This window comes from Vallitalea guaymasensis (genome assembly GCF_018141425.1).
Taxonomy (GTDB): domain Bacteria; phylum Bacillota; class Clostridia; order Lachnospirales; family Vallitaleaceae; genus Vallitalea; species Vallitalea guaymasensis.
The window spans coordinates 2,308,478-2,323,706 of record NZ_CP058561.1; the positions used below are offsets into that span (position 1 = coordinate 2,308,478).

A 15,229-nucleotide genomic window follows, 5' to 3' on the forward strand; every position below is an offset into this window, starting at 1 on the left:
ATGTTAGAAGCTATATTACACACATCATTAAGAATGGCAACACCTATAGTATTAGCTGCACTTGGCGGACTGTTTACTCATAAAGCCAATGTTCTTAATATTGCATTAGAAGGTATGATGCTTATGGGTGCTTTCGCAGGCGTACTAGCCAGCTTTGCTACTGGAAACATCTTTATTGCAATAATTGCAGCTATATTCGCTTCAATGTTATTCGCATTACTATTCAATGTATTCGGAATCACTTTAAAAGGTAACTTCATAATTACAGGACTTGCAGTTAATATATTTGCAGCTGGTCTCACATCTTTTGTTTTGCAGGTTGCCTTTGGCAGAAGAGGTGTGTTCTCAGATCCAAAAATAGTCGGAACAACTCCTGTTCATATTGATTTTTTAGATAAAATCCCTTTTATAGGGCCTATAATAAATGACCATTCACCTATGGTCTATGTAAGTATCCTTATTGCCATAGCTGTATATTTTGTACTCAATCATACAAAATACGGAATCTATGTCAGAGCTGTTGGCGAGAACGAAGAGGCTGCCAAAGCCATTGGAATCAAAGTCAATCGTATAAAATACTCTACAGTTTATATAAGCGCAATCCTATGTGCCTTAGCTGGTGTTAATTTATCTCTCGGTAATCTTACCATGTTTGTTGAGAATATGACTAATGGACGTGGATTCATTGCACTTGCAGCTATATTCTGTGGTAGAGGTACCACCCTTGGTACTTATGTATTCAGCTTCCTATTTGGGTTTGCTGACTCCATTCAACTTAGATTGCAGAATCTAAACATACCAGGAACTTTCGTACAGATGATACCTTTCATATTCATAGTAGTGGTATTATCCATTGTTGGTGCTATAAGAATGATTGGAAACTTAGATAGGGGGATAAAAGATGAATAAAAAAACGGCTCTTCTTATTGTGGATATGCTTTTTGACTTTGCCCACCCTGATGGAAAAGTGTTTTATCCTCAGAACCAAGAGATTCTACCTAGAATCAGAGAGGTAATAGACCATTGCAGAGAAAAAAATATATTGATTATTTTTGCCAAACACTATCATAGAAAATATTTATTTGATAAAGAACTAGGCTCAGGAAGAAGAATAAATTGTCTTGAAGGTTCTGGTGGAGAAGATATCATGCCAGAACTTGGATATCAAGAAGAAACTGATTATATAGTCAAAAAGAGAAGATACAACTCCTTTTTAGGTACTGACCTAGACCTTATTCTTAGAGAACATGATATAAGAAACCTTCTAATATGCGGTACAAAAACCAATTGTTGTATTAGAGCGACTGTGGAAGGTGCTTATCATTTGGACTACAATCCAATTGTTGTAAAAGAATGTGTAGCGACCAATGATGAAGTTGTTAATAAAGTTCACTTAGCAGATATAGAAAAATACTTAGGCAGTGTTATTACAATGAAGGAACTCTACGAGAAGCTGGATGGTGGTGAATTAGATGACTAAAGATATAGATTTCATAGCAGTCGGCTATCCCAGCCTAGACAGGATAATTAAAACAGGAGACTCCATCTCTATTGGAAAGACTTCTATAATCCAAAATGCTGACAACAGCAAAATATACTATGGGGGCTGCAATGTGAATATAGCCTACACATGTGCAAAATTATCACTGAAATCAATGTTGATGATGCGTGTTGGAAATGATTTTGAATCCACAGGATATAGGGATTTCCTACACAATGTCCACATTTGCTTAGATGGTGTAGAAGTTATTGAGGAAGATGTAACCTCGAACTCTTATCTGATAGAAAACAATATGGGTAATCATATAACCTTGTTTTATCCAGGTGCCATGTCTGATAAATACCCTATTCATATTGATAAAGAGATAATTAAAAGGGCAAAATACGGAGTCATAACAGTCGGAAACCTCAAGTACAATATGGCCTTTGCTGAAGCTTGTGTAAAAGAAGATGTACCAATCATATTTGGTATGAAATGTGATTTTGACGCTTTTCCAAAAGACAGTCTAAAATATCTGCTCAATTCTTCTACTATCATCTTTATGAACGAAGGAGAAAAAGAAGAAATCAAGAAGTTATTTGGGCTTCATGACATTTGTGAACTGTTTAATAATGGTCGCTGTAAATGTTTAGTTATCACACAAGGAAAGAACGGTAGTCTTATCATATGTAACCATAATGATACTATCCTCAAAGAAACAGTACCAATCGCCAAGCCTGACAAGGTTGTAGATACATCAGGTGTGGGAGACTCATATATTGCAGGTTTCATATACGGATTAGTTAATGATATGTCTTATATTGATTGTGGAAAAACGGGAGCTACTGTTGCTTCATTCATAATAGAAGAAATGGGATGTCTAGGCAATGTTCCTACAGAAGAACAATTAAAAGAGCGTTTTGATACTAATTTCATAAATAATAAATAGATAATGGACAATAGAAAGGAATTGGCATAAATGGAAAAGACTTTATATCTGAAATCAACAGATAAAGACATTAGCAAATACGTTGTTTTTTCTGGCGACCCAAGAAGAGTCGAAAAAATAATTAGTTTCATGGATGATGTTAAAGAAATTGCAGTCAGCAGAGAATTTCACTCTTATACTGGATTTTATAAAGGTGTGAAAATAACAATAAGCTCAACAGGTATTGGAGGTCCTTCAGCCGCTATAGCAATGGAAGAAATGTACGAATGCGGTATGGAAGTCGCTATTCGTCTAGGAACAGTAATGGGACTTAGAGATGATCTGTTAGGAAAATTCATTATACCTGTAGGCGCTATGCGTGAAGATGGGACAACAACAACATATGTTGATAAATCATATCCTGCAGTTGCTGACTTTGAACTAATTGAATACATGAATAAAAGTGCTGAAAATAATGGATTCGGTTATGATAATTCTATTATCTGCAGTTATGACGGTTTCTACAGTCAAATGCGAGAATCCAGATTATCCACTAAGCTTGAAATGTCTATCGTAGAAGATATTCAAGAGCTTAAAAAGTTCAACATTGGTGGAATTGATATGGAAAGCAGTACAATCCTTACACTCTCACGTCTAATGGGTATAAAAGGATGTGTTGTAACTATGACAACCGTTCTTGAAAACCTTAAGAACTATTTAAAAGGCGGTAATAGACAAAAGGCTGAAGAAGAAGATCTTGTACGTGTAGTACTTGATGGTATTGTCTTATATGATACAGCTAATAAATAGATAACTATATTATAACTTAGACATTTTATGCAATAGATTCAAGGAAATATAAAATAGATATTCCTAGATAAGAAAGGAAGATGAAACATGAGTTGGTGTGAAGAACTATTTGGAACAAATAAACCTATTATTGGTATGGTACATCTAAAAGCTTTACCTGGTACAGCTAATTTTGATGGTGATATGGAAAAAGTGTATGCTGCTGCAATAAAAGATGCAAAAGCTTTGGAAGAAGGCGGCGTCAATGGAATAATGGTAGAAAATGATGGAGACATGCCTTTCACACATTTATTGACCACTGAACAAACTGCTGCTCTTGCAGCCTTGACAGCTGTAATCAAGGAACATACTAATGTACCTATTGGTGTAGATGCGGCTTTTAGTGATTATAAAAGTGCTCTTGCTTGTGCAAAAGGTGCTAGAGCTGATTTTATACGTTTACCTGTTTTTGTTGATACTGTTGTCAGCTTCAATGGAATCATGGAAGCTTGCAGTGGAGAAGCCCTAAAATACAGAAAAGCTATTAATGCAACTGAAATTAGAATATTAGCTGATGTACAGGTAAAATATACTCATATGTTAAACCCAAATATCAGCCTTGAAGAATCTGCTGTATGGGCAGGGGCTTGTGGTGCTGATGGTGTTATCGTAACTGGTTCACATACTGGTGGAGAAACTCCTCTTGACGCAGTTAAAAGAGTTAAGAGCAAGGTTAAAATCCCAGTATTCATCGGTAGTGGTGTTACAACTGATAATGCTGATGAACAGCTTGATATTGCTGACGGAGCTATTGTTGGATCAAGCCTTAAGACTGATGGTGTTATTGATAGTAGTAAGGTTAGGGAATTAATGGAAAAGATATTATTTAGGTGTGCTTCCGTAGGTTAATATATATACAAAACAGCTCATGTTAAATATAAGAAGAAAAGCTAATTTCGCTCCAATTAATATTACTAAACCTTAACAACTCCTTCGTCAAACAGTTAAGGTTCTTAACGTAATATTAATTTCCGCTCACTAAGATTTTCTAACTTATATTTAAAAATCGCTTTGTTTGTATATATATTACCTACTGGGCTACGTTAAATTTGAATTATTAATATACAATAATAGTTTTATAAATTAAAATTTTTTTAATTAATATAAGGAGAGTGACTTAAGATGATGAGACCTATGAAGTTAGGTGGAGAGCAATTGATGTTCGGGCAGGGTGTTCTTGAACATTTGAAGACTATAGATGGTAAGAGGGCTGTGATTGTTACAAGTGGTGATTATCTGATTGTAAGTGGTCATATGGCTAAGATTCAAGGTTATTTGAAAGATGCTGGTATTGAGTCAATGGTTATTGATGATGTTGAGCCAGACCCATCTTTTGAGACAGTTTATAGAGGTGCTAAGGTAATGATGGATTATGGTCCTGATTGGATTGTAGGTGTTGGTGGTGGTTCTGCTATGGATGCTGCCAAAGCTATGTGGATTATCTATGAGCATCCAGAAATTGATAGCATTGATAAATTTGAAGCGAAGCATAATAATATGCCTCCACTTAGAAATAAAGCTAGAATGATAGCAATTCCAACTACCAGTGGTACTGCAAGTGAGGTTAGTCGTTCTGTAGTTATAACCAATACAGAGACTCATAAAAAATCTGGTGCAAGTGATATGAAGATGATACCTGACGTAGTAATACTTGAACCTGATATTACTGCTTCCATGCCTCCAAAACTTACTGCGGCAACTGGTATGGATGCTCTTACACATGCAGTAGAAGCTTATACTTCAACAAGAGCCAACATGATATCTGATGTTCTAGCTGAAAAATCAGTAGCTATGATACTTGATAACCTTGTAACAGCTTATAAAACTGGTGATGATTTGACTGCAAGAGAAAATATGCTAGTAGCATCATGCCTTGCTGGTATGGCATTTACTAATGTATCCCTTGGGATAGTACATAGTATCGCACATACCGTTGGTGGATTATTCGGTATTCCTCACGGTTTAGCTGATGCTATTATACTTCCTTATGTAATTGAATTCAACATGTCTGATAAGACAGCTGAACAACGTTACAAAAAACTAGCTGGAAAAATTAATAAAGACTCTTTATTAGAAGCAGTAAAAGAAATTAATGAAAAACTAGATATACCTACATCATTAAAAGAAGTAATCAATGATGATAAATCATTCAATGAACAATTAGAAGAAATAGCAAAATTAGCAATCGCTGATGGATGTACTAAAACTAACCCAATCGTTCCAAATGTAGATGAAATGAAAGCATTAATACTAAAAATATACAACGGAGGTACAGCTAATGAGTGTTAAAATAATAGGTTACTTATCCTTTGGTTACCCAACAATAGAAAAAAGTATAGAAAGAGCAGATATCTATACCAAGGCAGGCTGTGATTTTCTAGAAGTTGACTTCCCTACTGACAACGCATATCTAGATAGCGACTTCATAGGCGGTAGAATGAAAGCTGCCATGGAAGCTTGCGATGATTTTGACAAATATTTCGACGGCATCAAAATCCTAAAAGAAAAACATCCCGATACTCCAATAATCCTATTAGCCTATGAACACACCATAAAAGCTATTGGCGTAGAAAAATTCATCACCCGCTGTAAAGAACTAGAAACATATGACCTAATAATGGTTGGACTAGAAAACGAAGACATAAAAGATCAATTAATCAACCAAGGTATAAAAATATCTTGCTGGGTACCTTTCGACTTACCAGAAGAAAACGTTACTAGCGCAGTAGCCTCCAATGGTTTCGTATACCTACAATCCAAATCAAGCGGCGAAGTAAAAGAAGGCTACGAAACACTAGACAAATGCGTAGAATACCTCCGACAAAAAGGTATCAAAAACCCTATCTACTGCGGAGTCGGCGTCTCAACACGTGAAGATATACTACGAATACAAAAAGCCGGAGCCGACGCAGCCTTCATAGGAAGCGCCCTATTAAAACAAGAAACCGACCAAGATATCATGACTTACATTCAATCTTTAAAAGGCTAAACCTACTAAGTATCTAATTTGGGTTTTCTATCAAAAACCTAAAATTACCATAGCCATCAGTCATGCCAATCAGAAGAAAAAGTGTTTTGTAACCCTATTAACGGTTACTTAAAGCAAAAGAGTATATGTATATGTGGAGTAGTGAGGCAGGACGCCGAACCCAGCAGTTTGCTCAGGACGAGCAATTTCGCTGGCGTAACATATACATATACTCTTTTGCAAAAACCAAGTCCGAACAAAACACTTTTTCTGACATACATGCAATAATCTTTCCAAAAATACCTTAATGATACCCCCAATCTATTTCCAACCTCATAAATATCTGATATAATAATCTCATCAAGAACATTGTGAGGCGAAAATAGAATGTTAGATTGGAATGAACTTGAAAAAATATGTAATAATTGCACAAGATGCAATCTATATAAAACCAGACATCACATGGTATTCGGCAAAGGAGATATCAATACAAACCTAATGTTCATTGGTGAAGGTCCCGGTGAACAAGAGGATTTAACCGGTACCCCCTTTGTAGGAAAATCAGGTCAGCTATTCGATAAAATCCTAAAAGCGGTAGATATAACTAGAGAAGAAATATACATAGCTAATATTGTAAAATGCAGACCACCTAGAAATAGAAATCCCCTTGAAAACGAGAAAAACGCCTGCTTACCATATTTAAGATATCAAGTTAAACTGATTCAGCCGAAAATAATAGTATGCCTTGGACGAGTATCCGCCCAATGTATCATAGACAAAAACTTTAGGATTACACGAGAACACGGAAATTGGGTTGAACGAAAAGGATATAACTTAATAGCAACCTACCATCCTTCTGCCCTATTACGTGACCCATCAAAAAAGAAAGATGCCTGGGAAGATTTCAAGAAAATCAAAGAAAAATATGTTGAAATTAGTTAACATAAAACTCATCAAAAAGGGACTGTCCATTAAAACAGTCCCTATAATATAATACTATCACATCAATACTAACAAATATCTAACCCATCATATGCAACTACAACCTTATAATCAGTCTTGTCAAATGTATCCTGAAGCTCTTGGTGCATCAGATCATGTGAATGGCTCATATGAGTAGCATATATCTTAGTATTCTCATCTATAAAATTCCTTTTCTTAAACTCATCAAGCATCTCTAAATACCCTTTGATATCTAAATGAGAACCCGCTCTTTTACCTTTATTCTTACTATCAGTTGTACAACATTCCATTATTACATAATCCATTTTACCTTCTAGATGTTCAAATGTTTCATCTGGATAATATCCTGTATCAGATGCATATAATACCTTAACACCATTTTTAAATGTAAAAATATAATTTATACTCTTTTCTCCTTCACCATATGCATCATGATTACCTTTAAGAGTATAGATTTTCATATCACCTACTTCATAATTCTCAAAATAATCTAGAGGAATAAAATTAACATACTGTGACTCTGTAGACTCATTAAATGGACTTGTCCTCATGGCTGCATATAATTTTTCCATATAACCATAAGCTGGTTTACTCAAGTATACATTCAATTTCTCACGCCCTTTGGCTCCTCCATTTTTATGTGCATGTGAAATATTCAATAACTCGTTCAAGCTGAAATGATCCTCATGACTATGTGTTATAAAAATATTCTTCAATTTATATAATTCCAGTTCGAATTTCTGGGATTGGGCATTAATATCTTGTCCTATATCTATTAGATTATTTTCATCAAGAAGAAAAGAAGCTCTCATCCTGATATCTTTTCCTTTTCTTTTCCTTGCTTCCATACAATGAGCACATTGACAGTGCAGATTAGGGATTGAATCAGCTGCTGATGTTCCTAAAAATTTCATTTTAGCTACCTCCTATGTCGTAGTAATTATATATTAGTTAATCTATAACTCATCTAATTTGTTTTTTAATTGCTCTACACCAGTTTTTATCATATCAGAAGTATTGTTTTTGCTTAATTCCAATACTTTTATAGGAGCCAAGTCTATTATATCCAGGTAATTATCAAGCTTATTACTAACTGAATAAGGTGCTAGATGATCCAAGAATCTGTCATCAACATCATGTATATGTACTCCCAACAATTTATTCCTATACTTACGAAGCACTTTAAACCCATCAAAAACTCCTAATTGATTAAGCATTTCACCATGTCCAATGTCATACCATACATAAACTGGTTCATCTGTCAATCTATCAAAAATCATTCTATACTCTTCTTCGTCAGGCATCTCATGATACATTGCCCTATTTTCCAAACCTAACTTAACATGTATATTCTTTTTAAACATGTAATCACAAATTTCTTCTAAACTCTCAATAATCAATTCAGTCTGTCTTTTACTTTTTTTCTGCCTAATAGCCATAGCTACATTACATGTATCCTTATATTCCTTAGAATCCATACCATATTTTAAAAATACTCTTCTTAACTCTTTGTTATAATACTCATCATCCTCTGGGCATACAATTATCTTACTTGAGTGGATAACCACTCCTTTTGCACCTAACGCTTTGGCATATTCAATTGTTCTTATGGTATAATCTATAGCCTGTTTCCTCTTATACTGGTCTTCAAAACCTAACAATATGGATGATGGACCATATTCTTCAGATGCTTTGGGAAACACATTATGTAAACTAGACACTTTCATTTCTCCAGTTTCCAATAATGGATACATCTCTCTAAGTGTTTGTTCTGTTACATTATAATTTAATTCAACTTGGTCAAAACCCAAATCTTTAATTTCATGCAGTATATCATATCCTGTAATATTTTTTTCTTGAGCTTTATGCCCATTCCAAGAAGTTGAACAAGAAAAATTATATTTCATAATTTCCCTCCATTAGATTCTTTTCTGTAATTTTTATATAGAAGCACTATCTTTTACAATTGATGTAGTGTCATTTTTATGTTTTATATTAATATTATAAATGTTTTTCATTTTCCAAACATGGTCTTTTCTGTTTTAATTATGGTCTATTCTGCTTTCTATATTTTGATGGTGAGACACCAAATATTTTTTTGAATTTCTTTGAAAAGTACAAAGAATCATTATAACCTAATTTATAAGCTATCTGATTTATATTAAGATCACTACTTGTTATCATAGTCATGGCTTCATTCATTTTAATACTCTCAATAAACTGCAAAAGTGTTAGTTCTGTGATATCTTTGAAAATATGAGATAAATAGTCAGATGAGACATTGCAATTATCAGCTATCTGTTTTACTGTCAACTTTTGAAATTTATTTAGCTTAATATATTCCACTGCCTTTTTTACAAGTGTATTCTTGTAACCAAATCTATTAGGATTTTTATCCTCTACAATATTCAGTATTCTTCTTACTCTCCAAACAAGCTCTAAAATGATGGCTTCTACTATTTGCTTAGCACCAGATTGCTGATTCTCTAATTCTAGAAGAATCTTTTCTATGAGTTCAATTACATCTTTATCTACATTTCTTATTAATTGTAATCCTGAATCATCTAATTTTATCTTATTATTATATCTGAACTTTAGATATATGAACTCAATAGGTTCACTATAACTTATCTCTTTATGCTTTTGCTCTGGTTGTATAAAATAGAAATCCCCTTCATGTGCAACAAATTCTTCCCCGTCACACCAATATTTTATACTTCCCTTTTTTACATATATGTATTCATGGGAATGGTGCATATGCTCATAAAAACTCCACTTTTGATCAGATTTCACACAACCTATTGCTACAAAATCCGGTATGGTATATAACTTAACATGTCTATCGTCCAATTCATATACAGTATTATGAGTAGCAGATTGCTCATTATCATTTATCTTCACAATATAACCTCCATCCAATATGCATTTAATCTCATTATATACTATTAGAAAATGACTCTTCAAGTATTCATCAAACATAAAAAAATATTAAGGGACGCTCATTTTTGTATAAACTTGTCCCTTAAATATTAATTCTATATTATTTACACTGTTCCTTCAACCAATCCTCTGCTTCTTTTTGAGCATTGTTCAAAGCTTCTTCTGGACTCATTTCTCCTAATAATGCTTTTTCAACGTTGGTAGCCAGGATATAACGTGGTTGACCAGAACGATATGGATAACGAGGTGTCCATAACAAACTCATAGACCTTAACATGACATCCATCTGTGGAACAGCTTTGATACTCTCCCATTCTCTAGCTGATTTTAGGACAGGAAGAGCCATATATTCATCCCATAGATATTTTTGGTAGTATTCACTTCCAGTAAATTTCAAATACTCCCAAGCAAGTTCTTTATTTTCACTGGCTTTTCCAATAGAACATGGACTTCCCGAAAACGCCTGACCCATACCTTTATCTGGATTCACAAAAAGTAAAGCAGCATCATAACGGTCTCCCAATCCAGTTGAATAGATGGCTTTCATAAAACCAGGAGCAGTTCTTATATTCATAGCTATATTATTATTCTCTTTTAGGAATAATTCACTTCCTTGAGATGACAAAATACCTCTTGGTGCATAGTTAAGTGCTTCTTTTGTATAATTTAATGCTTGTATCATCTCTTTTGAATTGAAATTGATTTTCATATCTTTCCATAAGAAACCACTTCCCCATGTACCCCCAAGTGATTCACTAATATTCATTGCAACATCGGAAGCATACTTTCCTCTAAAGATAATCCCGAAATTTTGTTCTCCTGTAACGGGATTTTTACCTGTCATTTTTTTTGCTTTTTCAAGTATCTCATCAATACTTGGTGATTCAGATAGATATTCAACTCCCCAATCGTCAAATAATTTTTTATCATATACTATTACTCTTGTATCCCCCAAAACAGGCAAACCATATATTTCTAAATTTTCATCACTGGAACTCATGGCTTTCCATCCATCAATTTGACCATCAATATATGCATCCAGATCATATTTATCCTTTTCTATGTATGAAGCCAAAGGTTCTAATAAATCTTGAGAAGCAAAATTGGAGATTCCTGGTACTTGATATACATCTGCTTCCCCAGACATTAACATAGCTTGAGTTTTTTGTTGATAACTGTCCCATCCCATCAAGACAAATTCAACTGTAGCACCAGGATGTGTTCTTTCGAACTCTTCTTTCAATACATGAACCCCTTTAGTTTTTGTTCCTGAAACGGGATCTGTTGAATCTTTCATTTTGAATTCACCTATCATCTGGACTTTTACAGTTCCTGACCATTGTTTATCTTCAACCCCATCTTTATTGACTTGTTCATCATTATTATCTTTTGAGCCACATCCAGTTAGAAACGTAGTCATTAACAATATTGCTGATAAAATTAATGTTATTATTTTTTTCATGAAATTCTCCTCCTATTTACCTCTTAAAAATTCATTTTTGTCCATCTCCTTGTCAATACCTTTAGTATACTTAAATCAAATTAACCATCCCCTTAACACTATTAATTTTTTTTGAAATAAGCTTTTAGTACAATGGCATTATGATCTGATATTTCAATACCTTCACTCTGTTCCATTTGAAATCCAGATAATTCTTTATTACAAAAAATAGTATTTACAACATTTGTTTGATGACAATGCATATCTTTGACAAAGAACCAATCCAGATTAAGCAGAAGATCATCTTTACCTATCTTATGTTTTCTACGTGTAAGCTTGCCTTTAACATTAGCGTTAGTATAATCAAACCCATGTTCTTCAACAGCTTGAAAAATCTCTTCATATAGTTGAGGTGAATATATTCTATCCTTCTCTTTCTCGAAATCAAGATATGCTTTCTCTACATCCTTCTTGTCGTTACTGTTGAAAGTATTTGTATTCATATCTCCTGCTATGATAACTGGTATATCAGGATAATGCTTATCTGCTTGTTTTAAGATATAATCCATTTGATTCTTCCTGCCTGTTGATGAAGTCATATTTTCTAAATGAGTACAAACAAGTCCTACTTCATTGTTCCCGACTCTGACTTTAGTTAATAATGCCATTCTTCCCCCAAGACGTTTTTGATTATCATGAAACCAATCATATTCCAAAGGAAGTCTTATAAGAAAAGAATCCTTTAATTCATAACGTGACATAATAGCGTTTCCATGAAAAGCTTCATTGTTTTCACCTGGTACTTTTCTTTCTCTAGAGCCACCTTTAGTCAGTTCCAGAAATTCCACTCCATAGATATAGTTCATTGATAGTCTGCCAGCAAGTTCCAAGGCAGTATCTTTGTTTCCTGTTCTAATCATCCCTTTATCCAATTCATTGAAGAAAATGATATCAGCATCTATTAATGCTGGATGATACTTCATGTACGCATCTATTTCCTCAAGGTACTTTCCTCTTTCAGCATTGAATAAAACTAATTTCAAGTAATCCTTTTTCTCTATGGAATCAAATCTATTAGTGCCTTCAATGTCATTCAACTCCGGAATGATCTCTAGGGCTTCAACACCGGAAGTATCATTTGCTTTATCAATTGCTAATTGTATTTTTTGAACTTCAATTTTATTCATTATGTCCTCCAATAATTAAGGGGCTGTCCCGTAATACATCTATGGTGATAAATATTTGTATAATGGATACAGCCCCTTTTTACAGATTATATTATGTTTTTATTAATAAGTTATTGTTCTATGTTATTTTTGCTGCTCTTTAATCCATTCTTCTGTTTCTTTTTGAGCATTGTCTAGAGCTTCTTCAATTGTTGCTTGCCCTAATAACGCTAATTCAACATTAGATGCTAATATTGATTTTGGTTGTGCAGAACGGTAAGGATAACGTGGTCCCCATAATCTACCCATTGCTTTTAATACTACTTCCATCTGTGGTACTGCTTTTATATGTTCCCACTCAGTAGCTGATTTTAACACTGGAGCTGCCATGTACTCATCCCATAGATATTGTTGGTAGAACTCACTTCCAGTGAATTTTAGGTACTCCCAAGCTAACTCTTTGTTTTCACTGCTCTTTCCAATTGCACATGGGCTACCTTCAAATACTCCACCCATTCCTTTTTCAGGATTTACAAAAAGTAAAGAAGCACCGTATCTCTCATCTAATCCATTTGAATAAATAGGTTTTAAGAATCCAGGACCTATTCTTAATGTCATTCCAATATTATTATTTTCAGTAAGGAACAACTCGTTTCCTTGCTCTGATAAAATTCCACTTGGAGCATATGCTACAGCATCTTTCAAATATTGTACTCCTTTTTTCATTTCTTCAGAGTTAAAGTTGACTTGAAGATCCTTGTATCTGAAACCAGTTCCCCATGTTCCACCAAGAGATTCACCAATATTCAATGCAAGGTCAGAAGCATATTTACCTCTAAAATATAGACCATAGTTTTCTTCACCTGTTACAGGATTTTTACCTGTCATCTTAGCCGCTTTTTCCATGATTTCATCTATAGTAGGCTCTTCTGAAAGGTATTCAACTCCCCAATCATCAAATATTTTCTTGTCATACACGATAACTCTTGTATCTCCCAATACAGGTACACCATATATCTCTAAATCTGAATCTTCAGGACCCATTGCCTTCCATCCATTAATTTGTCCGTTGATATATTTCTCTAGGTCATAATTTTCATTTTCAATATAAGGTGCTAGTGGTTCTAACAAACCTTGAGCTGCAAAACTTGCTATACCTGGTACTTGATATACATCAGCTTCACCAGACATTAACATGGCTTGTGTTTTTTGTTGATAACTATCCCATCCCATTAATACATATTCTACTTTTGCACCTGGATGAGTTCTTTCAAATTCTTCTTTCAAAAGATGTACACCTTTTGTTTTAACACCTGAAACTGGATCAGTTGAATCTTCCATCTTGAATGAACCGATCATCTGAACTTTAATAGTTCCTGACCATTCTTTTTCATCTGCTACATCTTTGCCAGTATCATTATCTGTACTATTGTCAGTTGTTGTACCATTATCAGTTTTATCATTATCTTTTGATCCACATCCAACTAAAAATGTTGACATAGTCAATACTACAATAAGAATTAAAGCCATAATTTTTTTCATAATTCTTCCTCCTTATTTGTGTTGGTATTTAGTCACGAGATGTTTTCCTTCATCTCTACTATTCTCCCTTGAGTCCGCTTAGAGCAACACTCTGGATAATATATTTTTGCAAGAATAGGAATACTATTATAACTGGAAGAATACTAGCAGTAGCTAATCCCATTGTTAATCCAGCATAACGTGTCCCATCTTCCATGGAAAAACTTGCTAAGTAGATTGGAACTGTTTGTAATTTTTGATCACTAAGTACAATCATTGGCCAAATGAAGCTGTTCCAACTTCTCATAAATGATAGAATTATCAATGTTGCTGATATTGGCCCTGTCAATGGTAAAAATATTTTTGTAAATATTCTTACTTCACTCGCTCCGTCAATCTGAGCTGCTTCTCTTAAACTATTTGGTAATTTATCAAAATACTGTTTAGTCAATATTATTCCAAATCCAAATAATAGACTTGGAAAGATAATTGGATAGAATGTATTCAACAGTCCTACTTTATTGAACATCATATACATTGGAATCAATGTTATTTCCCCTGGAATCATCATAGTAGCTAGAATAACTACAAATAGTAGTTTCTTACCTTTGAAAACACCTTTAGAGAATGCATATCCTGCTAACAATGCTGAAAAAATATTTAATGCAACAGAACCTAACGCTACTACAAATGAATTGAAATAAGCTTTGAGCAGACTCCCATTTTCCAATATGATCTCATAATTGAAAAATGAAAATTCTTTTGGAAATAATCTAGGTGGGAACGGCGGCTGAATATTTGCCATCCTCTCGAAACTAACACTAACCATCCATATGAAAGGTCCCATCATAATAAGACCAAAGCAAAATAAGACAACAACTTTTATAATCTCTATTGTTAACTTTTTTGATTTATTTGAACCATTTTTTTTCATCTTCTACACCTTCTTAGATATTTTTTAGTTTGTACATTA

15 protein-coding genes are annotated in these 15,229 nt (G+C 33.9%); 8 read left to right on the forward strand and 7 right to left on the reverse strand.

The window, feature by feature from the left end:
* The 8 genes from HYG85_RS10210 to HYG85_RS10245 all read left to right on the forward strand — a co-directional run bounded on the left by HYG85_RS10210 (position 1) and on the right by HYG85_RS10245 (position 7,167).
* Positions 1-909 (forward strand): ABC transporter permease, encoded by a 909-nt coding sequence (locus HYG85_RS10210; protein WP_212693375.1) that lies wholly within the window; start codon positions 1-3, stop codon positions 907-909.
* Positions 902-1,480 carry a cysteine hydrolase family protein gene (locus HYG85_RS10215; RefSeq protein ID WP_212693376.1) on the forward strand — a complete coding sequence of 193 codons (579 nt, stop codon included), beginning with the start codon at positions 902-904 and terminating at the stop codon, positions 1,478-1,480. Before HYG85_RS10210 ends, HYG85_RS10215 begins: the two co-directional genes overlap by 8 nt.
* Positions 1,473-2,429 (forward strand): carbohydrate kinase family protein, encoded by a 957-nt coding sequence (locus HYG85_RS10220; RefSeq protein WP_212693377.1) that lies wholly within the window; start codon positions 1,473-1,475, stop codon positions 2,427-2,429. The genes HYG85_RS10215 and HYG85_RS10220 overlap by 8 nt, the downstream gene beginning before the upstream one ends.
* Positions 2,430-2,459: 30 nt before the next feature.
* The gene (locus HYG85_RS10225) at positions 2,460-3,218 is read left to right on the forward strand and encodes a nucleoside phosphorylase (protein ID WP_212693378.1); all 759 of its coding nucleotides are present in this window, start codon (positions 2,460-2,462) and stop codon (positions 3,216-3,218) included.
* Positions 3,219-3,305: 87 nt separating this feature from the next.
* Positions 3,306-4,106: a BtpA/SgcQ family protein gene (locus tag HYG85_RS10230; protein WP_212693379.1), complete on the forward strand. Its 801-nt coding sequence runs from the start codon at positions 3,306-3,308 to the stop codon at positions 4,104-4,106.
* A 273-nt stretch (positions 4,107-4,379) separates the two neighbouring features.
* On the forward strand, positions 4,380-5,546 hold the full coding sequence (locus tag HYG85_RS10235) for an iron-containing alcohol dehydrogenase (protein WP_212693380.1): 1,167 nt from the start codon (positions 4,380-4,382) through the stop codon (positions 5,544-5,546).
* Entirely contained in the window at positions 5,536-6,246 is a 711-nt protein-coding gene (locus HYG85_RS10240) for a tryptophan synthase subunit alpha (protein ID WP_212693381.1), read from the forward strand. The genes HYG85_RS10235 and HYG85_RS10240 overlap by 11 nt, the downstream gene beginning before the upstream one ends.
* 366 nt (positions 6,247-6,612) lie before the next feature.
* A complete protein-coding gene (locus HYG85_RS10245; protein ID WP_212693382.1) occupies positions 6,613-7,167 on the forward strand; it encodes a uracil-DNA glycosylase in 555 nt (184 codons plus the stop codon).
* 68 nt (positions 7,168-7,235) lie between these two features.
* Here HYG85_RS10245 and HYG85_RS10250 read toward each other — a convergent pair whose 3' ends face one another.
* From HYG85_RS10250 to HYG85_RS10280, 7 genes are all read right to left on the reverse strand, one after another.
* Positions 7,236-8,102: an MBL fold metallo-hydrolase gene (locus tag HYG85_RS10250; RefSeq protein ID WP_212693383.1), complete on the reverse strand. Its 867-nt coding sequence runs from the start codon at positions 8,100-8,102 to the stop codon at positions 7,236-7,238.
* 42 nt (positions 8,103-8,144) lie between these two features.
* Positions 8,145-9,095: a sugar phosphate isomerase/epimerase family protein gene (locus HYG85_RS10255; protein WP_212693384.1), complete on the reverse strand. Its 951-nt coding sequence runs from the start codon at positions 9,093-9,095 to the stop codon at positions 8,145-8,147.
* 139 nt (positions 9,096-9,234) lie between these two features.
* The gene (locus HYG85_RS10260; protein WP_212693385.1) at positions 9,235-10,089 is read right to left on the reverse strand and encodes a helix-turn-helix domain-containing protein; all 855 of its coding nucleotides are present in this window, start codon (positions 10,087-10,089) and stop codon (positions 9,235-9,237) included.
* Between the two features lie 139 nt (positions 10,090-10,228).
* Positions 10,229-11,590 carry an extracellular solute-binding protein gene (locus HYG85_RS10265; RefSeq protein ID WP_212693386.1) on the reverse strand — a complete coding sequence of 454 codons (1,362 nt, stop codon included), beginning with the start codon at positions 11,588-11,590 and terminating at the stop codon, positions 10,229-10,231.
* A gap of 101 nt (positions 11,591-11,691) precedes the next feature.
* Positions 11,692-12,756, reverse strand: coding sequence for an endonuclease/exonuclease/phosphatase family protein (locus HYG85_RS10270; RefSeq protein WP_212693387.1), 1,065 nt, complete (start codon positions 12,754-12,756; stop codon positions 11,692-11,694).
* Between the two features lie 123 nt (positions 12,757-12,879).
* The gene (locus HYG85_RS10275) at positions 12,880-14,277 is read right to left on the reverse strand and encodes an extracellular solute-binding protein (RefSeq protein ID WP_212693388.1); all 1,398 of its coding nucleotides are present in this window, start codon (positions 14,275-14,277) and stop codon (positions 12,880-12,882) included.
* A 58-nt stretch (positions 14,278-14,335) separates the two neighbouring features.
* A complete protein-coding gene (locus HYG85_RS10280) occupies positions 14,336-15,190 on the reverse strand; it encodes a carbohydrate ABC transporter permease (RefSeq protein ID WP_212693389.1) in 855 nt (284 codons plus the stop codon).
* Positions 15,191-15,229: the final 39 nt, after the last annotated feature.